This is a genomic window from Arthrobacter glacialis, assembly GCF_002909445.1.
GTDB classification, from domain to species: domain Bacteria; phylum Actinomycetota; class Actinomycetes; order Actinomycetales; family Micrococcaceae; genus Specibacter; species Specibacter glacialis.
On sequence record NZ_PPXC01000005.1, the window covers coordinates 59,023 to 85,008 of the forward strand.

Genomic DNA, 25,986 nt, shown 5'->3' on the forward strand with positions numbered 1-25,986 from the left:
GGGAGGGCGCGGGGACTAGCCGCGTCGTTCCAGCGTGCCCAGGGTTGCGCCGTTGGCATCGGTGACCGTCAGAACGTCGCCGGAGATGGTGCCCCCTGCTGCCTTGGACAGCCAGGTGTCCATGCCTTCGCACGCCATCTGGGTGCCACCGATCTGCGGGAAGGTGAGTTCTCCGTCGAGCATGAGCCACTGGCCTGAAAGGCGGTTGCAGCCATCGCTGCCCGTCAGGAAACCAGCCTTGTTGGCATCCTGCTCCTGGCCCAGAGCAAGCTCCAAATACGGCAACTTGTCAGTCTTGTAGCCCTCTCCCCACGTGCCAACGGGGCCCGTTGCGGCGCCGCAGGAGGAGATGGTCAAAGCAAGGAGAAGGCTGCCGGTGAGGGCTGCAAGGCGTTTCATGATGAAGGTGGCTCCGATCGCGCTGGTCTAACAGAAGAGTTTCCTTCATGGTATTGCATTGCCGGGAATTAGTGGCTGTGCGCCGTGGCCCCTAGCGGGCGGAGGCAGTCTCCATTGCCGGGACAGGAGCCGTAAGAGCGCCATCGAGCATGGTGGCAACGGCATCAGTCAGGGGAACGAACTCTGTGTCATGGGTGACCATGACGGTTGCCACGTTGAACTGGTCGCAGACCTCACGCAACAGCCCCACAATGGAGGCACTGCGTTCATGGTCCAAGGCCGCCGTGGGCTCATCCACCAACAAAACCTTTGGCTGTGCCATGAGGGCACGAGCAATGTTGACCCGCTGCCGCTGGCCGCCCGAGAGCTGATGCGGGCGCTTCTTGGCACAGTCGGCAAGGCCCACCATCTCCAGCAGCTCATTGGCTCGAACAGCTGCCGCGCGCAACGACTTCCCGCGCAGGTGGTCTGTGATGATCAGTTGCTCGGCTGCCGTGAGCGAGGCCAAGAGATTGGGCTGCTGGAAGATGATGCCTACTTTGTCCCGGCGCAAGGCGGCCAGTTCCTTCTCACGCAAGGCCGTAGCATCAACACCGTCAATCATGACCAGACCCGATGTGGGCTTGATCAAGGTGGCGGCCACGGCCAACAAGCTTGACTTTCCGGAGCCCGAGGGGCCCACCAAGGAAATGAATTGACCAGGATGGACCGCGAGATTCACGGTGTCCAAGGCCGTCATGAGCCCCTCACCATCGGGGTATTGCAGCGTCACGTTGATCAGATTCAGTGCAGTCATGGGGGATTCCTTAGCAAGTAAGAGAGAAAGAAAGGAGAGGGCGGGCGGAATTGGTTGGGCCCACGCCTGCGAGGGGCCCCATTTGTGGGTCGCTTGCGACCCACAAATGGGGAGCAGGTGGAAACTAGTTCCCGCCGAGGGCGATCATGGCGTCAACCCGGGTGACCTTGCGGACGGCCAATGCCGCGCCAGCCAGGCCCAGCGCCACAATGCCAAGAACCGGGAGCAACGTCGTTGCTGGGGTTAGCAGGAACGGCGCTGCCTGTCCGGCGAGGATGCCGCCCACCACCCCAATGAGACCGCCCAGGCCCGCACCGGCGAGCAGCACCAACGTCGCCTGGGTCAGGGCATCGCGGAGAAGGTAGCTCCCTGAGGCTCCCATGGCCTTCAATACGGCAATATCGCGGGTGCGCTGAACTGTCCACACTGTCAGGAATGCCACGATGACAAGGGCTGAAATTCCGTACAGGAACGCCTGCATCATCATCAGCGAGCCGTTCTCGCTCTTGTACCCGCCCAGGCCGGCAAACGATCCGCTGCGCGTGGTGCTGATGGTGCCGGCTGCTGCGTTGGCGGCGTCGATGTCCACCGTGGCGCCCTTCTCAAAGGTCATGGCCAGCACTGTTGCCAACTGGTCCGGGTCGCTGAGGTGTGCCACCTTCTTCCACGTGGGCAGTGTGGTCCATACAACAGAGCTGTGTGAATACCACTGGTCGGGCACGATCCCCGTCACCAACAGCTCCGTGCCGGCAATGGTCACGGGGTCGCCGGTTGAGAGGGAGAGTTCCTTGGCCACGCTTTCGCCAATGACCACTGTTGAGTCGCTGATGGCCGACGGCGCGATCCCGGCTCCGGCGCCATTCCCGCCCGATGCCGGTTCGCCAACACCAAACACGGCTACGTTGGCAATGCCTTTGCTGTCGCCGGCGCCCTGAAATCGGCTTTGGCTGATACCCAGGGGCACCACTGAGCCCACGCCGGCCTCCGCCGCCCACACGTTTAGCTGGTCTGCCGTGACCTGGCTTTCGGTGAAGGAAATCTTGGGATCGTTCTCGGCAGGGGCACCAAACACCAGCTGGCCGACGGCGTTGCCGGTCTCCTCGCCAAGTTGGGCCACGGCGGAGGTGGACTGGTTGCCCAGACCCGCGGTGAGGCCGGAGAGTAGAACTAGCAGCAGACTGATCAACGCCACCACGGCGCCCATGAGGGCAAACCGGCCTTTGGCAAAACGGATATCTCTGATGGCGAGGAACATGTGCGACTTCTTTCATATGCCCATTCGATGCGGGCTCTTGTGAAGGAGATTTGGCTGGTACTTCCACTGTCCTGCGAATGGGGGGCACTTCCATCGCGGTCTTGGTTGATCTCGCAACTGCCAGGAGGATGAACTCGGACTCAACCATTTGGTTGACCTGCTGACGGGTCCCAGCGCCTAAGCTGGTGACATGTCTGCCGTGGAAGCCCCGCCCGTGACAAGTGGAACCATTCTTCGATTTCTGCGCGTCACCTTGCATGTTGGCTTTGCCGTGCTGTTGGGCGTTGGCGTGGTTCGCCTGCTCGCCATGGAATCCGGGCACCACTTGAGGTATTTGTTCCTGACCTTGGCCCTGTTGTTGGCAGTGGTTTACCTGCTGGGCACCGTGGCCGAGAAGAGATTCTCAGTTGGCGCCATAGCCCGCAACCCTCGGCGTTTTGCCGTCCTGTGGCTGGCCGCGATCACTGCGCTCTGGGCCGTGCTCATGATTGGTTCGGTGGAATTCTCCTGGCTGGCCTTCCCTTTGTTCTTCCTTCACCTGCACCTACTGCCCCGCTGGGCTGGACTCTGCGCAGTGGTGGCCATGACGGCCGGGGTCATCGTGGCCCAATGGATTTCCACGGGATCCAGCACACCGCCCCTGCCAGTGATTCTGGGGCCGGTTTTCGGTGCAACATTTGCCGTGGCGACATCCAAGGCGTACAGGCTTCTGTACCAGGAGGGCGAAAATCAGCGCCAGGCCGCCGAGGAATTGCGCCGCACCCGTGCCGAGCTGTCCGCCACCCAGCACGAGGCCGGCGTATTGGCCGAACGGGCCAGGCTGGCACGGGAAATCCACGACACCCTGGCTCAGGGATTTTCTTCCATTATTTTGGTCTCCCGCGCGGCGTTGCGCAGTTTGGAAACGGGCGACCAGGAATCCACCAAGGAAAGTTTGTCCATGGTGGAAGCCACCGCGGCTGAAAATCTGGCGGAGGCCAGGAACTTCGTGCGCGGACTGTCCTCGCCCGCCTTGGCCGAAACTTCCTTGGCGGAGAGTTTGTCCCGGCTGTGCGCAAAAACCCAGCAGGAGGCAGCCGTGCGCGGCGGATCGTTGCGGTGCAGCTTCCGCCTCGACGGCGAACCCATCGACCTGCCGCAACCTTTCAAGGTGACCCTTCTGCGCGCCGCCCAGGCGAGCCTGGCCAATGTCTGGCTACACGCCCACGCCAAGTCCGCCGTCGTCAGTCTGGCCTTTCTGGGCAGCGAAGTGACCCTTGACGTGTACGACGACGGCCGTGGCTTTGAGCCCCAAAGGCTTGCGGACACTGTGGCGGCCCGGGCGGACGGGAGCGGCTTTGGCTTGAGGTCCCTGCGTGAACGGGTGGAGGCGCAACACGGAACCCTGACGGTCGAGTCGGCTCCGGGTGAAGGAACTGTGGTGGCCATCCGGCTGCCCTTGGAAGGCAGCGGCACGCAGGGAGAGAGCGCATGAGCGAGATCCGCATTTTATTGGTGGATGACCACCCTGTGGTACGTGCCGGACTGCGCGCCATGCTCACCGAATTCGAGGGCTTCACAGTCGTAGCGGAAGCGCCAGAGGGAGCTGCCGCCGTGAAGGAAGTGGAACGCCTGCACACCTTGGGTGAACCCGTGGATGTGGTGCTCATGGACTTGCAAATGGGCGTTGGCATGGACGGGGTCAGCGCCACCAGGGCGATCAAGGCGTTGCCGGATGCGCCGCCTGTCCTGATTTTGACCACTTACGATACAGACTCCGACATTCTGGCTGCCGTAGAGGCCGGGGCAAGCGGGTACATGCTCAAGGATGCCCCGCCCGAACAGATTCGAGGAGCCGTGCAGTCCGCGGCCGCAGGGCAAACGGCCTTGGCCCCTGAAGTTGCTGCCCGGCTCATGGGTAGAATCCGCAACCCTGCCCCTGTCCTATCCGCCAGGGAAGTGGAACTGGTGGAGTTGCTGGCCACGGGCATGAGCAACAAGGCCATTGCCAAAGCCCTCTTTATCTCCGAGGCAACTGTGAAAACGCACCTGGTGCACATCTACGACAAATTGGGTGTGGACAATCGCACGGCTGCCATCGCTGTCGCCGTGACGCGGCGGATCATTCGCAGCGCCGGATCTTAGGTGGTGTAACGCGAAATACATTTTCGTCTTAAAAGTCCCCCGTGAGCTTCATAAGTGCAGCAAGGACGAAGATGATCTACAGTGTGATATGCATAACATTTGTGCGGGTAGTTAGAAATAACGTTCGCCGATGAAATCTGTGTTTTTTGTAAAAACGCTGTTTGCTTCTGAGGATGCGGCGTATGCTCATCACTATCTTGTGCAAGGAAGCGGGGGACCACCGAGTGAAGTTTTCACCAGGCAAATCACGGCCCTATCAGTTGAGCATGGCAGTTGCCTGCACGCTCTTGGCCTCGGGTGGATTTGTGGGGGCTGGTTATGTTGGTACGTCCACGGCAGACACCGCTGCCGCGTTGAGTGCCCAAAACCTGATCAGAACGGCTGAAACCTTCCAGGAGGCCACGCCCCTTGGATTTGATTCCTTTGCAGCCCAAGGACTTGGAGTGAAAATCTCCTTCGCTGACACCTTGATTCTGGCCAAGAAGCCCGCTGCCAAACAAATTTTTGACCTGACGGACCCCAATGGAAATACGCCGCAGCTGGGGCGTTCCGTCAGCGCCATGCGCGGGGATATTCCGGAGGTCTCCGCGGAGCTGATCTCAAAGGTTCGCAAGGACATTCTTGCTGCCGCATACCAAGGCCTGGGCCACAGTTACGTTTGGGGCGGCACCAGCTTTGAAAATGGCTGGGACTGTTCCGGTTTTGTGCAATGGGCCTATCGCCAGGCTGGCGTGGGTCTGCCACGCACGGAGCAGTGGCTGCCCATGGTGGAAACCAACAATCCTCAACCCGGCGACATTGTGGTTCAGAATCCCGACGGCCCCAACCACTGGTCGCATATTGGGATTTACATTGGTGGCGGCAAGATGATCAGTGCCCTGAACCCCTCGGTGGGAACCATTTTGCACACACCAGCATCCACGAGCAGCTCCTCCACGTACTTCACCATGCCCGCGTTTGCCGCCGCTGATGAAAAAGCCAGAGCCGAGGCCGCCAAGGACAAGTCCACCTCAGCGCCTGGGGCAAGCACGAGTCCATCCGCCAAGCCCGCCCCTGACACCACGCCTCCGGCAACCACGGATCCGGGCACCACTGCTCCAACCACGCCGCCCGTGACAACGGACCCGGGCACCACGCCTCCGGTAACCACCCCGCCTGCGACGACGGACCCGGCAACCACTCCGCCGGCAACGACGGACCCGGCAACCACTCCGCCGGCAACGACGGACCCGGCAACCACTCCGCCGGCAACGGTTGACCCCACGCCGGAAGTAACGAGTCCACAGACGGCAACGGCACCGGTGGCAAATCCGCCTGCGTCGACAGCTCCCACCACTTCCGAACCGGTGACAGAGGGTCCTTCGCCCACTGCGACGGAGCGAATGAGCGCCTTGGCTACAGAGCCACAGTCAATTGAAAGTGCTTTCCCCGCCCCCTAGCCGTCAGAGCTCTATGAACTTTCCTGCGGCGTTTGCCACCAACTTTTAAGCGGTGGCAGGCGCCGCATGTTTTTGGCGAGCCGGGAAAGACGTGCCTGGTCATGCGGACAATCCGTGTAACAAATTGTTGATATCGGTCACATGACCAAAAGAACTTGACCTGGATCACATATCTGGGTGATTGTTAATGAGTGTTTGGATAAGCAATTAGTCACAAACCATCGCGACAGTCCGAAAGAGAGTTCACATGACATTGCTTCATGAGTCGAGTCCGGCGAAAACGCCGGTCAAATCACCCGGTCGGAGGAGAATGAGCCGGCGGGCCACGGCCGTGGCGCTTGTCGGGCTGCTTGCCGTGGGAACTCTGCCGGCGTTGGCGCTGTCCCAGGCTGCCGTGGCTGCCCCCGGAACCCCCATTGCGGCGTCGAACATCAAGCCCGAAGTTCAGGTGGAAAGCAACGGCACCACACTCGGTGCCATCAGCACCTTCACCAAAACAGGCAACGTGGTCACTCTGACCCCTGCCAGCGGTGCCATTCGCGTCACCTTCCTTGACGACGGCAACTTCCGTTTGGAAGCCAGCCCCACAGGAACGTTTAGCGACCCGGCCAACACACCGGCGGCTCCGGCAGACCCCCAGCGCTCGGCCAATATTGTTGTAGGCCAGGGCGACTTCACAGCCGGTACTGTCACCGCGACCGAGGCAGGTGGCGTCATCACCATGGCCACTCCCAAGGTCAAGCTCGAGGTCAGCAAGTCCACGGGCGCCTTCACGCTCAAGCGGGCCGACGGCAGCATTGTGTGGCAGGAATCCTCCGCACTGAGCTTCGGTACAAACACCACAACGCAGCACCTCAAGCCGATCACCGGCGAACAGTTCCTCGGTGGCGGCATGCAAAACGGCCGTGTAGTCCACACCGGCTCCACCATCAACATCTCCAACAACTACGACTGGGATGACGGGGGCCACCCCAACGCGGTCCCGTACTACATGACAAGTGCCGGCTATGGTGTCCTGCGAAACACCTTTGCCCCCGGTTCGTACACGTTTACGGAGAATGAAACCACCACGCACAAGGAAAAGCGGTTTGACGCTTACTACTTTGTGGGCGACTACAAGCAGAATCTTGACGGCTACACCAAGCTGACAGGACGGCCCAACCTTCCCCCCGTTTACGGCTTGGAATACGGTGATGCGGACTGCTACAACCGTGCCCTCCGCGGGGAAGCCCCGCCAGCCGATCCCAATGCCACGAAAAAGCAGAACACCTTCGACTCCGTGGCAACGGCCAAAGAGTTCAAGACCAATGACATGCCCGCCGGCTGGATGATTATCAACGACGGCTACGGCTGCGAGTACACCACAGACGCCGCCGACTTTGACAAGAACGCCCCCTACGACCCGAACAGCACCGACAAGGGCTTGGGCAACACCGTCAAGGCCATCAAGGCCGAGGCGGATCTGAAAACCGGTTTATGGACCCAGCGAACGCTGACCAACCAGGAAAAGGAAGTCGGCACCGACGGCATTGCGATGCGCAAGCTTGACGTTGCCTGGGTCGGCGAAGGTTACCGCATGGCCCTGACGGGCTGTGAGTCCGCCAAGAGCGGCATTGAAACGTACTCATCCGGCCGCGCCAACACCTTGATGGTGGAGGCCTGGGCAGGTGCCCAGCGTTGTGGCGTGCCGTGGACAGGTGACCACTCGGGCAACCTGGACGCAGTCCGGTGGGCTGTTCCGGCCATGGCCGGTGCCACGAACTCCGGACAGGCCTTCACCTCCTCCGATGTTGACGGCATCTTCGGCGGCAGCACCGAGAGCTACGTTCGCGATTTGCAGTGGAAGGCTTTTGCCCCGGAGCTTTACTCCATGAGCGGCTGGTCCAGCGTGGACAAGCGCCCCTGGCTCTACGGCGAAACCGCCACCGAGATCAACCGCAAATACCTGCAGATGCGCCAGGAACTCATGCCCTTCATCTACTCCCTGGCCGTTGATTCCAACACCAACGGCGTGGGCATGATGCGCAGCATGCCGCTGGAATTCCCCAACGATCCGCTGTCCTACACCAAGGAAGCTGAAACCCAGTTCCTGCTGGGCAGCGACTACCTGGTTGCCCCCGTTTCCACCAACACCCCTGTCCGCAACGGCATTGTGCTCCCCACCGGAACCCAGTGGGTAGACTACTGGTCCGGCACCGTCTACACGGGTGGCCAGGTCCTCAACGGCTACAGCGCCCCGCTGGAGAAGCTGCCCATCTTTGTGCGCGCCGGTGCCATTGTGCCCAAGGGACCCATTGCCCGCAACGCCTCATTGGTCCCGGAAAATTCTGCCCTCACGGTAGACGTATTCCCGGCCGGGGCTTCCTCCTTCACCTTGAACGAGGATGACAAGGTTTCGCGAGAATTCAAGAACGGCAAGTCCAGCAAGCAGGCGTTCAGCGTCACCGCTCCGGCCAAGAATGGTGGCGACGTTGCTGTCACCATTGGCAAGCGCGACGGCGACTACGCCGGCAAGGCTCCAACCCGGCCCTACAACCTGGCTGTTCACAGCGGTTCCCAGCCCCAGGCTGTCACCATTGGCGCAACCACGCTGACCAAGGTGGCAGACGCTGCTGCATTCAAGACGGCCGTCACCGGCTGGTACTACGATGCTGCCGACGCCGGTGGCACGGTCCACGTCAAGGCCGGCGACATTGCTTCCACGGCAACCGCCACTGTCACGCTGAAGGCAACCTCCGCCGTCGGCGGCACCGATTCCGATGCACTGGCGGCCCAGGTGGCTGTGAACCTGGAAACTAAAGTATTCCAGGGCCAGAAGACATCAGCTTCGGCAACCTTCACCAACAACGGCAGCAATGCAAAGACAAACGTTGTCATCACCCCCGTCACTCCGGCCGGCTGGACCGTGAGCAATGCCCAGGGTGCCACAGTTGCCTCCGTGGCGCCGGGTGCCACGGTGCAGGCAACCTTTGACCTAGTTCCGGGCACCACATCGGCCGCTGGACTGCAGAGCGTTGGTGCCAAGGCAAGCTACAAGGACTCCAAGAATGTGGCCCAGGAAGTCACCGGATCCAACCAGATGTATGTTGCCTACGGTTCACTGGCCGGGGCATCCAACAACATCTCCGTCACGAGCGCCAATGGTTCATTCGTGGACAAGTTGGGCAACTTTGACGGCGGCGGAGCCTCCTTCAATGCTGAGCAGCTGAAGAATGCAACGCTCCCTGCTGGCGGAGTGACCCCCGGTTCCACCGTTACCGTGGACGCTGGCCTGGCCACCGAGGTCAACTACACCTGGCCTGCCGCGGGTGCCGATAAGGACAACGCCGTTGCGCTGAATGGGCAGACAGTTGCCTTGACCGGCAAGGGTACCGAGCTGGCAATTCTTGGATCGGCTGCCGCTGGTTCAGGTGTCAGCCCCGAGCTGACCATCACCTACAAGGACGGCACTGTGCAAAAGCAGAGCCCGTACTTCCCGAACTGGCTCCCGCAGGGTGACACCCGTGGGGCCAAGGTGGCCATCAAGGCCATGGGTCGCAATAGCAAGGCACAGGCCAGCAACCCGGAGTACACCACCACCGGCTACCAAATCTACTCAGCCACCGTGCGTCTGCTTCCCAACAAGGAACTGGCCTCCGTGCAGTTGCCCGTTGCCGAGAACGTCAAGTTCTTCGACTGGAAGGTAGTGGACTTCCCGCTGCCCACAGCACCGAACAAAGACAGCTTCATTTCTGACCTGACAGCCATGAGTTCCACCAACGGCTACGGCATCATCGGCAAGGACGTTGTCAACAAAGATGCTGCGAACTCACCGGATGTCCCGTTGACAATTGTTGACCGGACAGACACCGCGAACCCGAAGACCACAACGTACACGACGGGCCTGGGTGTCCACGCGGCGTCCAAGCTCAGCTACTACGTGGGCGAACAGTGCAGCCTCTTCACCGGCGAGGTTGGTCTCGAAGGCGACTTTGGCGGAACCATCATCTTCACGGTGATTGGCGACGGCAAGGTTCTCTACCAGAGCCGCACCATCGTCAAGGGCTTCGCCCCGGAAAAACTGAACATCGACCTGACCGGCGTTTCCTATCTGGAACTCAAGGTTGACCCGATTCCCGGCGGCTCCATCAACGGCGCCCACGGTGTGTGGGGCGATGCAAAGTTCGCCTGTGCAGAGCCCGCACCTGCTGACACGGTTGCTCCGGCAACCACTGCCACGGTTTCCCCGGCCACCCCGGCTGCCACGGGTTGGTACACCACCGCCCCGAAGGTCACCCTGGCTGCAACTGACAACGTTGGCGTTGCCAAGACCGAATACCAGATCGGTACCGGCCCCTGGACTGCCTACACCGCAGCAGTGACCCTCCCCGAGGGTGTCAACGGCTTCAAGTACCGCTCCAGCGATGCCGCAGGCAACGTTGAAACCGTCAAGGCCACAGCTGATTTCAAGGTGGACACCCAGGTGCCTGTTGTGGCAGCCGCGGTGGACGCCAAGGAACGCACCGTCACCGTGACGGCCAGCGATTCCGGATCCGGCGTTGCCGCAGTGGAATACTCCACAGACGGCGGCACCACCTGGAAGACATACACGGGCGCAATCAAGGCCGGGGACGACGGCGTATCCGTTGGCTACCGCGTCACCGACAAGGCAGGCTTGCGGGCCTCCTCAACGGTTGATGCCGTAGTGGTACCCGTGGAGACGCCGGAGCCGGCTGCTCCGAGCCTTTCGTCGCCCGCCAATGCGGTTGCTGGTTCCTCCATCACTGTCACCGCCAAGAACTTGGCTGCCGGTGAATCCTACGAACTGTGGATTCATTCCGATCCGGTCAAGCTGGCAACAGTGAAGGCTGGCGCTGACGGCTCAGCGTCGGTAACGGCAACCATTCCGGCAGGTTTTGCCGCCGGAGCCCACGAGCTGACACTGGAGCAAGCCGGCACAGTTGTGGCCCGCACCGCCCTGGTGGTTGCGGCTGCAACGGTTGACCCCCCGGTTACCCCGGAACCGACCGTTCCTGCAACCACGGCTCCTGCAACCACGGCTCCGGCAACCAACAATGGCAGCAACACTGCCGGCGATGCTGACGACCTGGCCAACACCGGCGCGAAGGTCCTGCTTCCGGCAGGCCTGGCATTGTTGCTGGTGCTGGGAGGTGCCGGCGCGCTGGCAATCACCCGCCGCCGTCGTACATAGGCAGCGGTACATAAGTAAAGAGCAGTAACTGATGGGCCCGTCCGCAGTGCGCGGAGGGGCCCATCAGTTTTCAGTCTTGTGGAGTTGCTGACCCTAATTGCGTTGCAGGAAGCTCAGGACGGCGAGCACGCGGCGGTGGTCGTCAGTGCTTTGGTGCAGGCCCAGCTTGGCGAAGATGGCGCTGATGTGCTTTTCCACGGCGCCGGCGCTGACCACCAGGGACTTGGCGATCCCGGCATTCGTGAGCCCCTGGGCCATCAGCTCCAATACCTGTGACTCACGGGGGCTCAGGGTGTTGATCGGATCGCTCGCGCCGCGATTGGTCAGCAAGGCACTGATGACCTCGGGATCAATGACAGTTGCCCCGGCCGCCACACGTTCAATGGCGTCAGTGAAGTCCGCAAAACGGGCCACCCGGTCCTTGAGTAGATAGCCCAGACCCGCACCGTTTGAGGCGCCTGCCAGCAACTCACTGGCGTAGCTCAACTCCACATACTGTGAAAGCACCAAGACAGCAACGGAGGGGAACCGCCGTCGGACATCAATGGCCGCCCTGAGCCCTTCGTCCCGGTGCAAGGGAGGCATTCGCACATCCGTGATCAGCAGGTCCGGAACATGCTCTGCAACGGCCAGCAGCAGCGCCTCGCCGTCGCCCACGGCTGCGCACACCTGCGCGCCAGTCTCTTCGAGCAGGCGGACAAGGCCCTCGCGGAGCAAGACAGAATCTTCAGCCAAAACAACACGCATAACCTCAGGGTAGCCGCTGGCTGCGTGGTTGCCGGCCTGGCTCATGGGTGCGGGATTCAAGCGTCCAGGACTCAAATGCCCAGCGGGATGCTGGCCCGCAGAGTTGTGGGGCCGCCCGCTGGACTGACGATTTCCAAGGAACCATCCACGCCAGCCAATCTGTCGACCAAACCGGCCAGTCCGTGCCCCTTGCCTACATGGGCGCCACCATTTCCGTCGTCCCTGACCTCGATCAGCAACTCTGCCGGTTCCGCGTTGACTGTTATGGCGGCCTTGCTGGCCCCGGAATGTTTGGAGACGTTGGCCAGTGCCTCGGAGATCACAAAGTAGGCAGCATTCTCCGCACTTTCGGCCAAGCGGGTGCCATGCTCAAGGTTGCTCGTGAGCGCTACCGGCACAACTGACTTGCCGGCCAGGGACTCCATGGCTGTTCGCAGGCCCCTGTCGGCGAGCAATGGTGGGGCGATGCCACGGGACAAGGACCGTAGTTCGGCCAGAGCTTCCCGGCTTTGCTCCAATGCCCCGTCCATCAGGTCCCGGGCAGCAGCCGGGTCGGAGGCCATGCGCCGCTGGGCGGCTTCAATATCCATCTGCAAGCGAATGAGGCGCTGTTGGGGGCCGTCGTGCAGGTCCCGCTCAATCTTGCGCAAAGTGTTGGCTCCCCCCGAGACGACTTGGGCGCGGCTGGCGGCCAGCTCCTCGCTGCGGGCGCGCAATGCGGCGTTCTCGTTCGTGAGCAATCCACGGGTCATGGCGGCATCGGTGCCCGCCAGGAGATGGGTGACAAATGGCAGGGTCAAGAGAAAGAGAACACCGTAGGCCAGGCCCAACCAACCCTCGGCGGCCGCAGGGCTCAGGCCGAGCAGGCGGTCCAGGCCGATCAATTCCGCTAGCGGAATATTGTCTGCCGGCAGGAACCGTCCCCAAAGCCATTGTGTCAAACCGCCAAGTGCCGCGGCCAGCCAAGTGACAGCAACGCTGAAGGAGGCGGTGCGAAAAGTGAACGACACTACTGTTCCGTGGATCAGGTCCTTCCACAGCTGCGGATCCGCCAGGTTGCTGAACATGCCGCCAATGGTATTTTTGTGCCGCGCCTTGTAGTGCGCGGGTGGGACTCTGCCAGCCCAGCGCTGCACCATCGCCCGGTTAATGTTGGCGAACCAGCGGGAAACGCCAAGGCAGCACAGCAGGATGGGCAGACCAAGCCAGATGATGAGCGTGGAGACACCCACGGAAAACAAGGTCACCAAGACAATGAAGGACACTAGCGAAACGAAGAAGCCTGGCAGGATGTAGACCACGTCAGCACCGATCTGGCGCCAGGTGGCGGGGCGTAGGATCAACCACGAATTGCGGGGCTTGGAAGTAGCTGAGGTGTTCATAGTTCCATCCTTGCCGCGGCGCCGTCGTGAAACCATCATGCCACCCGGTCAATGCAGGGTAGGGAAAACCCCACCCCGGTGCCTGCCGAACGGGCAGTAGTTGTTGATGTTTCCGCTCAACATCAACAACTACTGCCCGTTCGCGAGGCGGGGACTGCCCGTTCGAGGGGAAGCGAGGGTCCCGCCGTCGGCCGTTCGGCGTGGAGCACCGGGGATGGGAGAATTGCTGAGTGGGACATATAGACGTTGCAAACATTGACTACTTTCTCTCCGACGGCCGACAGCTGCTGAACGGGGTGAATTTCCGCGTCGCCGACGGCACCAAGACCGCCCTGATTGGCCCCAACGGCACAGGCAAGACCACCCTGCTGCGCATCATCTGCCAGGACATTAAGCCCGATGAGGGGGCAGTGTCCCGCTCGGGAACCATGGGCGTCATGCGCCAGTTTGTTGGCCAGGTGCGCGATGACAGCTCCGTGCGAGACCTGTTGCTCTCCGTGGCTTCGGCCAACATTGCCGCCGCCGGCAAGGCCGTCGATGACGCCGAACTGGCCATGATGGAGCGCGACGACGAGCCAAGCCAGATGGCGTACGCCCAGGCGATCGCCGACTGGGGTGATATTGGCGGCTACGAAATGGAAACCACTTGGGACGAAGTCACCATGGCTGCCATGGGTGTGGATTTTTACACGGCCCAGTACCGCAAAGCGTCCTCCCTCAGCGGTGGCGAGCAGAAGCGCCTGGTGTTGGAAGCGTTGTTCTCCGGACCCGACGAGGTCCTGCTGCTGGATGAGCCCGATAACTACCTCGATGTTCCCGGCAAGCGCTGGCTGGAAGCCAAAATGGCTGCGTCAGAGAAGTCGGTGCTGTTCGTCAGCCACGACAGGGAACTCTTGGCCAACGCTGCAGACAGGATTGTCACGCTGGAGCCGGGCATCAATGGTGCCTCAAGCTGGACCCACGGTGGCGGTTTCGAGTCCTATGTGAAGGCCCGCGAAGACCGCAATGCCCGCTTTGAGGAGCTGCGCAAGCGCTGGGACGAGGAGCACATCAAGCTCAAGGAACTCGTCATCATGTACAAGACCAAGGCCGCGTTCCGCTCTGACATGGCCAACAGGTACCAGGCCGCGCAGAGCCGCCTGGCGCAGTTCCTGGAAAAGGGCCCGCCGGAGGCGCTGCCCATTGAGCAGAACGTGAAGATGCGACTCAAGGGCGGGCGCACGGCCAAGCGCGCCATTGTGGCCACCAAACTTGAACTCACGGGGCTGATGAAGCCGTTCACCACCGAGATTTGGTTTGGTGACAGGGTGGGCGTTCTGGGTTCCAACGGTTCAGGAAAATCCCACTTCCTGCGGCTTCTGGCGGCGGGCGGTTCGGATCCGGACAAGGAACACGAGCCAGTGTCCGACGTCGATATTGCCCATGTGCCGCACGAGGGCAAGGTGAAGTTGGGTGCCCGCATCCGGCCCGGCTTCTTTGCCCAGACTCATGCCCGCCCGGACCTGCTGGGCAGGACCCTGCTGGACATTTTGCACCGAGGGGACGAGCACCGCTCCGGGCTGGGTCGCGAGGCCGCCGCTGGCGCTCTGGACCGCTACGGACTGGCGTCCAGCTCTGAGCAGAAGTATGACTCCCTGTCCGGTGGCCAGCAGGCGCGGTTCCAGATTCTGCTGCTGGAGCTCTCCGGCGCCACCCTGCTGCTGCTTGACGAGCCCACCGACAACCTTGACCTGCACTCGGCCGAAGCGTTGGAGAAGGCCATCGACTCCTTTGAGGGAACAGTGCTGGCCGTGACCCACGACCGTTGGTTTGCCCGTTCATTTGACCGGTTCCTGGTGTTTGGTTCAGACGGCAAGGTGTACGAATCCGAAGAGCCCGTGTGGGATGAAAAGCGGGTTGAGCGCGCCCGCTAGGAATCTCTCCAACTGACCTCTCCACCTGAAACGTAAATGGGGCGGGTTGGGCAGTTTGGATAGGGGCGACCGCAGTATCCGAGTTGCCCACAGCTCTTGAGTGTCTGCTGGTGGCCAGCTGTGTGGTGTTGGCAGCTTATGCGCCCGCCTGGGAGTTGGGGCCGCGCATAAGCCGGGGCCGCTTTGGGCATGCGCGCTACTGATACCGGGCATGGCGCCAGTGTCAAAGCTGCGCCGCACTGGCTCCTGGCGCGACGCATAGCCAAAGCAGGCGTGCCCAGATTGGGGTCTATGCGCCACACTGGTTTCCACGGCTGCGCATAAGCCACGGCAGAATTTTCAGTTGCCACTGGCGCGGCGAAGCCGCACACCAGCTGACTCAACTGACCCGCAGAAAACGCCGAAAAATCAGGGTTTCCCCCTGTTTTTCGGCGTTTTCTGCGGGTCAGTTGTTTGGGGGAGGGTTAGAACTGGCTGAACGTCTTTTTGGCCAGACCAAAGGAGATGGTCATGCCGATTCCGCTGGTGACGGAGACCGCCGTGACGTTGGGTGCAACGTCCTTGATCAAAAAACTTTGCTGCGGGCTCGAGGCGTAGATTCCCTGCCAGCGTTGCAGCACGGTGTAGCTGCCCATGCCAAGGAGCTTGCTGGTGGCGTTCAGCAGGGTGTCCTGGGTTTGTTCAATCAGGAATGGGTCTTGGGTGGTCGCCGTGTGGTGGCTGTCGCCAATCAGCAGTGTGCCGTCGGGGCGCTGGGTCAGCATGAGATTGGCGTCAATGGCCAGGAGTTCGGGGCTGTTGGCGGCCAGTTCCTTCTTCAGTTCCGCGGCTGCTCCCGTTTCAGCGAACGCCGGGTAGCGCAGCATGGAGGTGCCCGTCAGGACTGCGCGCCTGATCGTCAGCGGTGCGGCTGGGCGCACCAACGCCATCTGCAGGGAACAGCGGTTCACCTCAAAAGGTTCGGCAACGTCCGGGTGCACGTAGTCAAGATCGTGGCCAACGCAGACGATGACCCGCGACGCCGTGAGTGTGCCGCGGGAGGTGCGCACGGTCACGTCGGTGCGGTGGGAAGTTTCGGCGTCGGGCGTGGCACTCGAAACAGGCTCTCGTGAATCGGTGCCGAAGTACGAGGTGCGCCACGAGAAGGTGACTTTGGGCTGCTTTGCCAACCAAGCGGCCAGCTTGGCAACCGCCTCACGGGGATCCACCCGGATGTCATCACGGATCAGGGCTCCGGCCAGAATTGCCGGATCCCCGCTGCCGGAGAGCTCCTGGCGGACCTGCGCGGCATTGATCAGCTGCATCTGGTCGGAGCCGCGCGTGGCGGCCAGCTCCTCCAGGACGGCAACTTCCGCTCTGCTGCGGGCCACGACCAGGCCGCCGGATTCCACGGAGAAGAAACCGGCCAGCTCGCTATGGCGCAACCAGCCTTCGCGGGCCACCGTGGCCAGCTCGAGCAGTTCACCGGACTGGGCGCCCACGCAGCAATGCCCAAAGTTGCGGATGGAGGCGCCCACGGCCCGCGTGTCCCGGTCAATGATGTGCACGTTCAGGCCGCGGGCAACTGCCTCGGCAGCGTGTGCCAGCCCGGTGATGCCGGCCCCCACAATCAAGACATCCGTGGGCTGAAGGTGAATTTTGGATTGGTTCATGAGAACGACTGTGCCTTGCAGTTGACCCCCAAATCAAATGAAAATGGCACTTGTATGGACAAGTTCTTTGACGGTTCATTTTGGTGGCCAAATGTTTACCATTTGTTCAACGAGAGAGCCGAAATTTAGCGTTTTTTGGCCATTTTCCACTTGTACACTCAAGGAATGAAAATGGCCATGCACCAACAACTTCGGGATGAATTCAGGCACAGGATTGACTCCGGGAGTTGGCCCGAGGGCCAGCCTGTGCCGTCCGAGGCCGTGCTGTGCCAAGAGTTTGGTGCATCCCGCGGGCCCGTTCGCCAGGCGTTGGCCGCCCTTCGCCAAGACGGGGCCATTTCAGGTGGCCGGGGCAAGCCTCCCGTGGTTCGCCCGGCAGTGATTTCCCAGTCGGTGGAGACGTTCCTGTCCTTCACCCAATGGGCCGAATCCATGGGCAGGGTGCCCGGGCAGCAGACTCAGGAAATTACGCGCAGGCCTGCCGGGCCTGTTATTGCCGACCAGCTGGGATTGCAGGCAAGTGAGCCGGTGGTGAGCCTGCTGCGGCTTCGCCTGCTTGACGGCGAACCCGCCATGGTGGAGCGCTCACACTTTGTGCCCTCAGCTGGGCGGGCCCTCTTCGACTTTGACACCGACTCCGGTTCAACATTCAGCTACCTTTTGGGTGCCGGCGTGGACCTGCACAGTGCAAGGCACACCATTGATGCCGTGGCCGCTGACACCGTCGACGCCGAACTGTTGGGGATTGCCAAGGGTGCACCCCTGCTGCGGGAGCGGCGCGTGACATTCTCCAGCACCGGCGACCGCCTGGAATACGCCGATGACAGGTACCGGCCCGAACTTGCCAACTTCATGATCAACAACACCCTGCACGGCCGGACCCCCGTGGCCCGCGTCCAAAGCACCACCACTTATTAAGGAATGAACACCATGATTGAACTTGCCGTCTTTGACATGGCCGGAACCACCGTGGATGACCACGGCATTGTCTACGTTGCGCTGCAGGACGCCGTGGAAGAGACCGGGGCTCCCGTGGCCACAGCAGATTTGCAGGAATGGATGGGGGCCGACAAGGTCAGTGCCATCACCGCGTTGATGGCGCTGGGCGGGCAGGAAGCAACTCAACAGCGGGTGGCCGCGGCGTTTGTCCGGTTCCGTGAACTCCTGGTCGAACGGTACGCCGCAACACCTCCTGTGGCCCTGCCGGGCGTTGCCGCAGCCATTGCCACGCTGCGTGAGCGAGGCATTAAAGTTGCCCTGACCACAGGATTTGACGACGACGTTGCCCACCCCCTGCTGGAATCGCTGGGCTGGGCAGTGGGTGCCGATGCCGGTTCCACCGTTGATGCCGTTGTCACCACCTCCGACGTCTCCGCCGGACGCCCGGCCCCCTACATGATTCACCGCGCCATGGAAAAGACCGGCGTGATCAATGTGCGCAAGGTGCTGGCAGCCGGAGACACTGTGGTTGATGTGCAGGCCGGACGCAACGCTGGCGGTATCTCGGTGGGCGTCCTGACGGGCAAATTGAGCCGGGATGACCTGGCCGCCCACTCTCACGACTACATCCTCACCGGAGTGGTGGAGGTGCCTGAATTGGCTGAGACTCAGCGCCCAGCCTGAGCCGCCGGCGGGAGGGCGACACTAGAGTGGTTCCATAGACTTATGCCGACCATCGACAGAAGAGCGTCTCCACCATGAATCAGCAAGCGGTCCGTTCCGCGGCCATTGCCACATTTGCCGTGTTTGCCATCAACGGCTTTGTGTTTGCCAGCTGGGCGGCACGCATTCCTGCCGTGACCCGGATCCTTGACCTGACGGCCGGTGAGATGGGCATGCTGCTGCTGACCATTGCGGCAGGGTCGGTGGTGGCACTGCCCCTGGCGGGGTCGGTTGTGGCGCGGATTGGCACGGCGAGCACCGTGCGGACCGGCGGATTCACTGCCGCCTTTGGTGGGCTGATTGTGGCGTTCGCCCTGGCCCAGGGCTCCGTGACGTTCACGGCAGTGGGGCTGGTCTTCTTCGGTGTGGGGATTGGGCTCTGGGACGTTGCCCAAAACATTGAGGGCGCCGATGTGGAAAGGCATTTGGGCCGGACCGTGATGCCGCAGTTCCATGCCGGGTTTAGCGGCGGGGCGCTCATTGGTGCGCTTGTTGGTGCGGGGTTGTCAGCCATTAACGTGAGCATGTCCTTGCACCTGGCCGCCATTGTGGTCCTGGTCAGCACCGCGATGGTGCTCGTGCCGCGTTGGTTCCTGCCCGAAAGCAAGGCCGGCGCCAGCATGGTTGCCACAGGCGGCGGGCCCGCGGAAACAGCTCCCAAGGGCCGCAGCGCGTGGACGGAGAAACGCACGCTGCTGGTGGGCCTGGTGGTTTTGGGTGCCGCCCTGACCGAAGGTGCCGCGAACGACTGGATTGCCAAGGCCACGGTGGACGGGCTTGGCGCCACGGAAGCTGGCGGGGCCATCATGTTTGCCGTTTTTGTTGCTTCCATGACCTTGTTCCGGTTTTTCGGCGGCCGGTTCGTTGACAGCTACGGCCGGGTGCCTGTGCTGTACTTCAGCCTTGGCACAGCTCTGGCCGGCCTGGTGATCTTTGTGCTGGCGCCGAACATGCTGGTGGCGGGACTGGGTGCCGTGTTCTGGGGCGCCGGCGCCGCCATGGGCTTCCCCATGGGCATGTCGGCGGCTGCCGATGACCCGGCACGTGCTGCGGCAAGGGTCTCCGTGGTGTCAACCATTGGCTATGTGGCCTTTTTGGCCGGGCCGCCCCTGCTCGGGTTCCTGGGCGACCATGTCACCATTCGTTGGGCGTTGCTGGCCATTGGCATTGCCATTGTGGCCTCCATCCTCACGGTTCCGGCCGCACGGCCGCTCGCGGAGTCCGAGTTTGAGTCGGTCGAGCGCTAAGGCCTGAAAATATTCCCACCAAGGCATTTATCCTTCAGGGCCACCCACAGCAAAAGTGTGACACCCACCCCCAGCAGCGCCCCGGCGATGGTGTCCGATACCCAGTGGGCGCCAAGGTAGGTGCGGCTGTACATCATGGCCACACTCAAAATGGCCCCGCTGATCCACATCCACACCTTTCCCAGCACGACGGCGGTTGTCACCATGGCTGCCACCGTGCCACTGACATGCCCCGACGGGTATGAGCCGGAATCCACGTGCACCAGCTGGTCTTCCGGCCGTGGCCGGGCCACCAGGAACTTGATCAAGTGTGTCAGGCCTAAGGCGGTCAGATTGGCCACGGCAGTAAAGTATGCCAGGCGCCTGTGGCGGATCATGAGGACAAGAAACAGTACGGCGCAGTACATGACCATGCCGGCGTTGCCAACAACGTTCAAAACCAGGTTCGCGGCCGTGAGCCACGGCGTCCGCGAGTCCACCATGAGGTGGTACCAGCCGTCGTCGAGCCCCTGAAATGGCGGCTGGTTCCCGGTTGCGAAGACCACCACGGCGCCGGCCAGCACGATCGCCAGTGCTGGCAAGGACGCCCATAGCAGGCGGGTGTGGGGCCAGTCCACAGGCTGAAGGCCTGCAGCTGACTGTGTTTGAGTGAGCATCTGGCCATTCTATGGTGTTCATCTGTGGGCAAGCCCTGCCGCGGCATCATCCAAAGGGACGACCCTGAATGGACCCTGATTCATCCCTGAGATAGAGGAAAAATCGTTGGCGGGTGCGTACGGTAGTAAGTAGATTCCAAAAGAATGCAACAACTTTTCAGAGATCATCCAAAGGGGATGTCCACATGATTGAGGCAGTAAACCTGGCCAAGCACTACGGTGCCAAGACGGCCGTTGGCGGCGTCACCTTCACGGTCAAGCCCGGCATGGTCACAGGCTTCCTGGGCCCGAATGGTGCAGGCAAGTCCACCACCATGCGCATGATCGTAGGCTTGGACAAGCCGTCGGCCGGCAAGGTGACCGTCAATGGCAAACGCTACGCCGACCACCACGACCCCCTGCATCAGGTGGGCGCGCTGTTGGACGCCAAGGCAGTGCACACTTCCCGCAGCGCCTACAACCACCTGCTGGCCATGGCAGCCACGCACAACATCCCCACCAAGCGGGTCAACGAGGTCATCGATATGACCGGACTGGCAGCCGTCGCCAAGAAGAAGGCCGGCGGTTTCTCCCTCGGCATGGGGCAGCGGCTGGGCATTGCCTCGGCACTGCTGGGCGATCCTCAGACACTGATCCTGGATGAACCCGTGAACGGTCTGGACCCCGAAGGAGTGCTGTGGGTGCGCAATTTGGCCAAACATTTGGCTGCGCAGGGCAAAACAGTGTTCCTGTCCTCGCACTTGATGAGTGAAATGGCGCAAACGGCCGATCACTTGATTGTGATTGGGCGTGGCCAGATCATCGCGGACGCCCCCATCGCCGAGATTCTGGCTGGCACGCAGCAGGCCAAGGTTCGGGTGCGCACGGCGGAGGTCACCCGCCTGAGCCAGCTGCTGGGCGCCAACGGCGTCAAGGTTGAGTGCCACGAGAACGAGACCCTGGAGGTGTCCGGCCTGGATGCCCGCCAAGTTGCAACCATTGCCATGGACAACAGGGTGCTGGTGTATGAACTGACACCGCTCACCAACTCCCTGGAAGAGGCCTACTTCAACCTCACTAAGGACGCCGTTGAGTACCACTCGCAAGAATTTACTGACAACGCGCCCGTTCCGGCCGCTGTGAAGGGACGCTAACAATGAGCACTGCAACGATTCCGGCCTCCAGTCGTGCTGGCCGCAAGTCCCTCACCTTCAGCGGAGTGTTGCGCAGCGAGTGGATTAAGTTCCGTTCCCTGCGCTCCACCCAGATGCTGCTCGCCTTCACCTTTGTGGCAGTGGTTGGCGTGGGCGCCTTTGCCGCCTGGGTGCGCGGCACAGTCATTGACGCGATCATGCATAGCGGCCCGGCAGGCCCCGGCTCCGGCACAGGTGAATCGCAAATGACGCTTCAGCAGGCCATGGACGCCGCCAGTGCGCAGGGCTTCAGCATCTACGGCACACCGATTGCCGGGTTGCAGCTGGGCGTTCTTGTGCTCGGTGCACTGGCCGTGCTGTTGATCTCCTCCGAATTTGGTACGGGCATGATCCGCTCCACCTTGACCGCGGTGCCCAAACGCCTGCCGGCGTTCTTCGCCAAGGCCATAGTCCTGGTGGTGGTTTCCTACGTGCTGACCCTCGTGGCAGCCTTCGCCACGTTCCTGGTCTCCATCCCGATCCTGGGTTCCTTCGGCATTGACATGTCACTGAGCATGGACGGGGTGCTCTACAGCATCCTCATGGGCGGCGTATACGTTGCAGGTGTTTCCCTCATTGGCCTGTCTCTGGGAACGCTGATCCGGAGTTCCGCAGGAGGCATCATTGTCCTCGTGGGGCTGCTCTTCCTCCTGGAAATCGGCACTTCACTGCTGACCCTGGTTCCCGGTGACTTCTGGAAATACGTGGGCCAGTACGTGCCCAGCGTGGCCGGTGGACGCATGCTGGAAATCGGCGACAAGGCCGCCTTCATCAGCCCCCTGGCCGGCGGCATGATCTTCCTGGGCTGGATTGTCCTGGTCACCGTGCCGGCCTTGGTGTCCCTCAAGAACCGTGACGTCTAAGCAGGGCGCCGGACCCGTGCCAGGGTCCTAAGCTCACACTTATGCGTACAAAAAGCCAGGCGGGGGCCGCGGAACGAACGGCCCTGGCCCCCGCCGAATTACCTTCCGTTGAGCGGCGGGCCGACGAGTTTTCGGCCCGCCGCCGCGGCAAGCTGCGCACGTACTTTTACAACCATCCCCGCGTCATGGACGTGGTGGTGGTTTTTGCGTACCTGCTGGCCGGATCAGGTGTCTTCCTGAGCTCCCGGGCGGAGATGAATTTGACGGCCCACTTTGTCATCGTCGGGGCCTCGGCCACGGTGCTCATGTTCCGCCGCGACAAGCCCCTTGCGGTACTGGCCATCCTCTCCGTTTTTGAGTTGCTCAATATTGCCATGGTGCCCAATTCCGGCAGTATTGGCATCAGCATCTGGTTTGCCCTCTACGCCGTGGCGGTGGCCTACCGCCCCCCGCTGAGCTTCACGCTGGCCGTGGTGGCTGCGGTTCCCCTGAGCCTGTACACCCTCTTTATCTACCAACTCCCCAGCGAATACCTGGTGGCAGACGGTCCCACAGCCGATGAAACGAACATTATTTCCGCCATCATGATGCCGCTGGCCAATATTATTGCCACAGGAATTGGCGCTTCCGTGCGCAGCGGGCGCAAACATGAGGCGGAGCTGCGCCAGTGGGCCGTCCGCAATGCCCAACTGGCTTCGGTGGCAGAGCGAAACAGGATTGCCCGGGAAATGCATGACGTCGTGGCGCACTCGCTGACAGTCATGGTGGCCCTGTCCGACGGCGCCGCCGTGGTGGCTAGGCATGATCCGAGCAAGGCTGGGGAGGTGCTGAGTCAGCTGTCCCAGACGGGGCGCACTGCGCTGAACGACATGCGCCGGGTTTTGGGCGTCCTACGTGCCGACGGCGGTGCCAACCGTTCCCCGCAACCGGACCACACCACCATGGGTGCCCTGATTGAGGGCTTCCGGCAGGCTGGCCTGCCGCTGGCGCTGACCCATTCCGGGCCGCCACTGCCAGCGGACCCATCCCTGGAGCTGACGGTGTACAGGATTGTGCAGGAATCACTGACCAACGTGCTCCGCTATGGGACGGCTGTTTCCCGGGTTCAGGTGATGGTCGAGAACAACTTGGCCCAGGGAGAGCTCACCGTGCGAATAAGCGACGACGGGCACGGAACCATGAACGCCTCATTGGGCTCCGGCAGTGGCATTGTGGGAATGCGGGAGCGTGCTGGGATTTATGGTGGAACGGTCGACGCCGGACCGGCGCCCCAGGGTGGCTGGACGGTCCAGGCAATTTTGCGCCCTAACGTAGGTGCACCATGAGCGATGTTATGGGGGAGAACGCTGTGGATGAAGATGCAATAAAGGTTCTGCTGGTGGATGACCAGCCGTTGTTACGGATGGGTTTCCGGCTCATCCTTGAAGGGGAAACGGATCTGCTCGTTGTTGGTGAGGCCTCCAACGGCGTTGAGGCGCTTGCCGCCGTGGATCGCTTGACGCCGGATGTGGTCTTGATGGATGTCCGCATGCCGATCATGGACGGCATTGAAGCGACGGGGAAGATCAGTGCTTCCCCGTCGGAGGCAAGGGTCATTATTTTGACCACCTTTGATGTGGACGAATACGCCTTTGCCGGACTGCAGGCCGGTGCCAGTGCCTTCCTGCTCAAGGACGTGGCCCCGGCGGAATTGGTGCAGGCTGTGCGGCTGGTGGCCAGCGGCGACGCAGTGGTGGCGCCGCGTGTCACCCAGCGGTTGCTGGAAAACTTTGTGCGCAGCCGTCCGCCCCGCCCGGCACACCAGTCCGATCCGCTCCTGGAGGATCTCACCCCGCGAGAGTTGGAGGTGGCCCAATGCATTTCCCAAGGACTCTCCAACGCCGAAATTGCGCACAAATTGTTCCTCTCCGAGGCCACCGTGAAGACTCATGTGCGCCGGATTCTGACTAAACTGCATCTGCGGGACCGGGTGCAGGTGGTGGTGTACGCCTACGAAACAGGCTTGGTCATCCCCAGCAACCCTGACTACTAGCGCAGGTGCCGCCGTCCTGGGGTTGCCCTTGCCTGCGGCCTCACAGTTCTAGTCTTGGTCTACGCCGTGGTGACGTTTCCGGCGGCCACTTCAACTCCGCACCGTCCGCGGCCCTTCGTGGTTGAATCTAGGTATGACTTTCGTTAAGCACATCGTGGACCTTCGTGACTTCATTGAGGCGTCGCCGTCGAGCTTTCATGCAGCTCACGAGGCGGGACGCCGGCTGGAGGCGGCAGGGTTCAGTCAACTCGCGGAGACGGCTCCGTGGCCCACGCACGGCAAATTCTTTGTGATCCGCGACGGCGCCATCATCGCCTGGGTGGTGCCGGAAAACGCCACCGCCACCACCGGGTTCAACATTCTGGGTGCGCACACGGATTCGCCGTCGTTCAAGCTCAAGCCCAAATCCACCACGGGCCGTTATGGGTGGCTGCAGGCAGGCGTTGAGGTTTACGGCGGGCCCCTGCTCAATTCATGGCTGGACAGGGAACTGCAATTCGCCGGACGTTTGGTGGACCGCGACGGCACCGAAACCCTGGTGGCCACCGGGCCCCTGCTGCGCTTCCCGCAACTGGCCATCCACCTTGACCGCAGCAGCAACGACGGACTCAAGCTGGACAAACAAGCGCACATGAACCCCATTTGGGGCCAGGGCAACCCGGCCGACGAGGATCTGCTGGGCTTGTTGGCGAGCCGGGCAGGGGTGGATGCCAACACGATTGGTGGCTACGACATTGTGGTGGCCGATACTCAGCCCGGTGCGATCTTTGGCGCCAACGATGAGTTCTTTGCCGCAGGCCGGATGGACAATCTGACGTCGGTGCACGCGGGCGTTGTGGCACTCATTGCCGCCGCTGGCGCTGCAGAAGCAGGGGAGGCCAAGGCCGCCGGGGCTGCACAGGCGGGGGGACGGCCCGTGATCCCCGTCCTGGCCGCTTTTGACCATGAAGAAATTGGTTCGGCTTCCCGCTCCGGTGCGTGCGGGCCCATCCTGGAGGATATCCTGACCCGGGTCTCGGATGGTTTGGGTGCAAGCGTGAGTGAACGGCGCCGCGCCTTTGTGAACTCCCTGTGCATCTCGGCCGACGCCGGCCACGCCGTCCACCCCAACTATGGCGAACGGCATGATCCGGCGAACCTTCCCGTGCTCAACGGTGGCCCGCTGCTGAAAATCAATGCCAACCAGCGCTATGCCACAGATGCTGTGGGTGCCGCCATCTGGGCGAACCTCTGCGCCAGCGCCGGTGCGCCGTACCAGGAGTTTGTCTCCAATAACGGCGTTCCCTGCGGATCAACGATCGGCCCGTTGACGGCCACCCGTTTGGGCATCCGCACCCTCGATGTGGGGACTCCGCTGCTGTCCATGCATTCCGCCCGGGAGTTGTGCGGCATTGCCGATCCCTACTATCTGGCGCGGATCTCGGAGACCTTCTTCGGGGCCGCCATTTAGTGGCGG

General features: G+C 62.0%; 20 protein-coding genes. 13 read left to right on the forward strand and 7 right to left on the reverse strand.

Annotated elements, in window-relative coordinates; all coding sequences use genetic code 11:
- Positions 1-15: 15 nt before the first annotated feature.
- The 3 genes from CVS27_RS07635 to CVS27_RS07645 all read right to left on the reverse strand — a co-directional run bounded on the left by CVS27_RS07635 (position 16) and on the right by CVS27_RS07645 (position 2,450).
- Positions 16-399: an META domain-containing protein gene (locus tag CVS27_RS07635; protein WP_103465147.1), complete on the reverse strand. Its 384-nt coding sequence runs from the start codon at positions 397-399 to the stop codon at positions 16-18.
- A 91-nt stretch (positions 400-490) separates the two neighbouring features.
- Complete coding sequence (locus CVS27_RS07640; RefSeq protein WP_103465148.1) at positions 491-1,195, reverse strand: ABC transporter ATP-binding protein; 705 nt, start codon at positions 1,193-1,195, stop codon at positions 491-493.
- A gap of 124 nt (positions 1,196-1,319) precedes the next feature.
- A complete protein-coding gene (locus CVS27_RS07645) occupies positions 1,320-2,450 on the reverse strand; it encodes an ABC transporter permease (RefSeq protein WP_103465149.1) in 1,131 nt (376 codons plus the stop codon).
- Between the two features lie 190 nt (positions 2,451-2,640).
- Here CVS27_RS07645 and CVS27_RS07650 point away from each other — a divergent pair, with 190 nt between their 5' ends.
- From CVS27_RS07650 to CVS27_RS07665, 4 genes are all read left to right on the forward strand, one after another.
- Positions 2,641-3,924, forward strand: a complete 1,284-nt coding sequence (locus tag CVS27_RS07650) for a sensor histidine kinase (protein WP_103465150.1) — start codon at positions 2,641-2,643, stop codon at positions 3,922-3,924.
- Positions 3,921-4,574 carry a response regulator gene (locus CVS27_RS07655; RefSeq protein ID WP_103465151.1) on the forward strand — a complete coding sequence of 218 codons (654 nt, stop codon included), beginning with the start codon at positions 3,921-3,923 and terminating at the stop codon, positions 4,572-4,574. The genes CVS27_RS07650 and CVS27_RS07655 overlap by 4 nt, the downstream gene beginning before the upstream one ends.
- Before the next feature lie 224 nt (positions 4,575-4,798).
- Positions 4,799-6,013, forward strand: a complete 1,215-nt coding sequence (locus CVS27_RS21025) for a C40 family peptidase (RefSeq protein WP_243400087.1) — start codon at positions 4,799-4,801, stop codon at positions 6,011-6,013.
- A 310-nt stretch (positions 6,014-6,323) separates the two neighbouring features.
- Positions 6,324-11,204, forward strand: coding sequence for an NPCBM/NEW2 domain-containing protein (locus CVS27_RS07665; protein ID WP_243400088.1), 4,881 nt, complete (start codon positions 6,324-6,326; stop codon positions 11,202-11,204).
- 93 nt (positions 11,205-11,297) lie between these two features.
- On the opposite strand, the gene CVS27_RS07670 is transcribed toward CVS27_RS07665, so the two are convergent.
- Both CVS27_RS07670 and CVS27_RS07675 read right to left on the reverse strand, forming a co-directional pair.
- Positions 11,298-11,996 (reverse strand): LuxR C-terminal-related transcriptional regulator, encoded by a 699-nt coding sequence (locus tag CVS27_RS07670; protein WP_243399773.1) that lies wholly within the window; start codon positions 11,994-11,996, stop codon positions 11,298-11,300.
- A gap of 26 nt (positions 11,997-12,022) precedes the next feature.
- The gene (locus CVS27_RS07675; protein ID WP_165788276.1) at positions 12,023-13,333 is read right to left on the reverse strand and encodes a sensor histidine kinase; all 1,311 of its coding nucleotides are present in this window, start codon (positions 13,331-13,333) and stop codon (positions 12,023-12,025) included.
- A gap of 230 nt (positions 13,334-13,563) precedes the next feature.
- Between CVS27_RS07675 and CVS27_RS07680 the strand changes: the two genes are divergently transcribed.
- On the forward strand, positions 13,564-15,246 hold the full coding sequence (locus CVS27_RS07680; RefSeq protein WP_103465153.1) for an ABC-F family ATP-binding cassette domain-containing protein: 1,683 nt from the start codon (positions 13,564-13,566) through the stop codon (positions 15,244-15,246).
- A gap of 464 nt (positions 15,247-15,710) precedes the next feature.
- Here CVS27_RS07680 and CVS27_RS07685 read toward each other — a convergent pair whose 3' ends face one another.
- Positions 15,711-16,898, reverse strand: a complete 1,188-nt coding sequence (locus CVS27_RS07685) for a TIGR03364 family FAD-dependent oxidoreductase (RefSeq protein ID WP_103465154.1) — start codon at positions 16,896-16,898, stop codon at positions 15,711-15,713.
- A 171-nt stretch (positions 16,899-17,069) separates the two neighbouring features.
- On the opposite strand from CVS27_RS07685, the gene CVS27_RS07690 reads away from it, so the two are divergent.
- The 3 genes from CVS27_RS07690 to CVS27_RS07700 all read left to right on the forward strand — a co-directional run bounded on the left by CVS27_RS07690 (position 17,070) and on the right by CVS27_RS07700 (position 19,807).
- Positions 17,070-17,816 (forward strand): GntR family transcriptional regulator, encoded by a 747-nt coding sequence (locus tag CVS27_RS07690; RefSeq protein ID WP_243399772.1) that lies wholly within the window; start codon positions 17,070-17,072, stop codon positions 17,814-17,816.
- A gap of 12 nt (positions 17,817-17,828) precedes the next feature.
- A complete protein-coding gene (locus CVS27_RS07695; RefSeq protein WP_103465156.1) occupies positions 17,829-18,521 on the forward strand; it encodes a phosphonatase-like hydrolase in 693 nt (230 codons plus the stop codon).
- Positions 18,522-18,595: 74 nt separating this feature from the next.
- Positions 18,596-19,807: an MFS transporter gene (locus CVS27_RS07700; protein WP_103465157.1), complete on the forward strand. Its 1,212-nt coding sequence runs from the start codon at positions 18,596-18,598 to the stop codon at positions 19,805-19,807.
- Here the strand turns inward: CVS27_RS07700 and CVS27_RS07705 are convergent.
- On the reverse strand, positions 19,804-20,463 hold the full coding sequence (locus tag CVS27_RS07705; RefSeq protein ID WP_103465158.1) for a phosphatase PAP2 family protein: 660 nt from the start codon (positions 20,461-20,463) through the stop codon (positions 19,804-19,806). The genes CVS27_RS07700 and CVS27_RS07705 overlap by 4 nt on opposite strands.
- Positions 20,464-20,648: 185 nt before the next feature.
- Here CVS27_RS07705 and CVS27_RS07710 point away from each other — a divergent pair, with 185 nt between their 5' ends.
- The 5 genes from CVS27_RS07710 (at position 20,649) to CVS27_RS07730 (ending at position 25,980) form a co-directional block, all read left to right on the forward strand.
- Positions 20,649-21,596 (forward strand): ABC transporter ATP-binding protein, encoded by a 948-nt coding sequence (locus CVS27_RS07710; protein ID WP_103465159.1) that lies wholly within the window; start codon positions 20,649-20,651, stop codon positions 21,594-21,596.
- Positions 21,597-21,598: 2 nt separating this feature from the next.
- The gene (locus tag CVS27_RS07715; RefSeq protein WP_103465160.1) at positions 21,599-22,498 is read left to right on the forward strand and encodes an ABC transporter permease; all 900 of its coding nucleotides are present in this window, start codon (positions 21,599-21,601) and stop codon (positions 22,496-22,498) included.
- Between the two features lie 41 nt (positions 22,499-22,539).
- Complete coding sequence (locus tag CVS27_RS07720) at positions 22,540-23,823, forward strand: sensor histidine kinase (RefSeq protein ID WP_243399771.1); 1,284 nt, start codon at positions 22,540-22,542, stop codon at positions 23,821-23,823.
- Positions 23,820-24,530 (forward strand): response regulator, encoded by a 711-nt coding sequence (locus tag CVS27_RS07725; protein WP_243400089.1) that lies wholly within the window; start codon positions 23,820-23,822, stop codon positions 24,528-24,530. The genes CVS27_RS07720 and CVS27_RS07725 overlap by 4 nt, the downstream gene beginning before the upstream one ends.
- Positions 24,531-24,663: 133 nt before the next feature.
- On the forward strand, positions 24,664-25,980 hold the full coding sequence (locus CVS27_RS07730) for a M18 family aminopeptidase (RefSeq protein WP_103465161.1): 1,317 nt from the start codon (positions 24,664-24,666) through the stop codon (positions 25,978-25,980).
- Positions 25,981-25,986 lie beyond the last annotated feature (6 nt).

Excerpts from the sequence above, each read along its gene's own strand:
- CVS27_RS07720 (WP_243399771.1), top strand. The coding sequence starts at position 22,540 with ATGCGTACAAAAAGCCAGGCGGGGGCCGCGGAACGAACGGCCCTGGCC.
- CVS27_RS07645 (WP_103465149.1), bottom strand. The coding sequence starts at position 2,450 with ATGTTCCTCGCCATCAGAGATATCCGTTTTGCCAAAGGCCGGTTTGCC.
- CVS27_RS07635 (WP_103465147.1), bottom strand. The coding sequence starts at position 399 with ATGAAACGCCTTGCAGCCCTCACCGGCAGCCTTCTCCTTGCTTTGACC.
- CVS27_RS07705 (WP_103465158.1), bottom strand. The coding sequence starts at position 20,463 with ATGCTCACTCAAACACAGTCAGCTGCAGGCCTTCAGCCTGTGGACTGG.
- CVS27_RS07675 (WP_165788276.1), bottom strand. The coding sequence starts at position 13,333 with ATGAACACCTCAGCTACTTCCAAGCCCCGCAATTCGTGGTTGATCCTA.
- CVS27_RS07685 (WP_103465154.1), bottom strand. The coding sequence starts at position 16,898 with ATGAACCAATCCAAAATTCACCTTCAGCCCACGGATGTCTTGATTGTG.
- CVS27_RS07700 (WP_103465157.1), top strand. The coding sequence starts at position 18,596 with ATGAATCAGCAAGCGGTCCGTTCCGCGGCCATTGCCACATTTGCCGTG.
- CVS27_RS07690 (WP_243399772.1), top strand. The coding sequence starts at position 17,070 with ATGGCCATGCACCAACAACTTCGGGATGAATTCAGGCACAGGATTGAC.
- CVS27_RS07655 (WP_103465151.1), top strand. The coding sequence starts at position 3,921 with ATGAGCGAGATCCGCATTTTATTGGTGGATGACCACCCTGTGGTACGT.
- CVS27_RS07640 (WP_103465148.1), bottom strand. The coding sequence starts at position 1,195 with ATGACTGCACTGAATCTGATCAACGTGACGCTGCAATACCCCGATGGT.
- CVS27_RS07670 (WP_243399773.1), bottom strand. The coding sequence starts at position 11,996 with ATGAGCCAGGCCGGCAACCACGCAGCCAGCGGCTACCCTGAGGTTATG.
- CVS27_RS07730 (WP_103465161.1), top strand. The coding sequence starts at position 24,664 with ATGACTTTCGTTAAGCACATCGTGGACCTTCGTGACTTCATTGAGGCG.
- CVS27_RS07695 (WP_103465156.1), top strand. The coding sequence starts at position 17,829 with ATGATTGAACTTGCCGTCTTTGACATGGCCGGAACCACCGTGGATGAC.
- CVS27_RS07715 (WP_103465160.1), top strand. The coding sequence starts at position 21,599 with ATGAGCACTGCAACGATTCCGGCCTCCAGTCGTGCTGGCCGCAAGTCC.
- CVS27_RS07650 (WP_103465150.1), top strand. The coding sequence starts at position 2,641 with ATGTCTGCCGTGGAAGCCCCGCCCGTGACAAGTGGAACCATTCTTCGA.
- CVS27_RS07665 (WP_243400088.1), top strand. The coding sequence starts at position 6,324 with ATGAGCCGGCGGGCCACGGCCGTGGCGCTTGTCGGGCTGCTTGCCGTG.
- CVS27_RS07710 (WP_103465159.1), top strand. The coding sequence starts at position 20,649 with ATGATTGAGGCAGTAAACCTGGCCAAGCACTACGGTGCCAAGACGGCC.
- CVS27_RS07725 (WP_243400089.1), top strand. The coding sequence starts at position 23,820 with ATGAGCGATGTTATGGGGGAGAACGCTGTGGATGAAGATGCAATAAAG.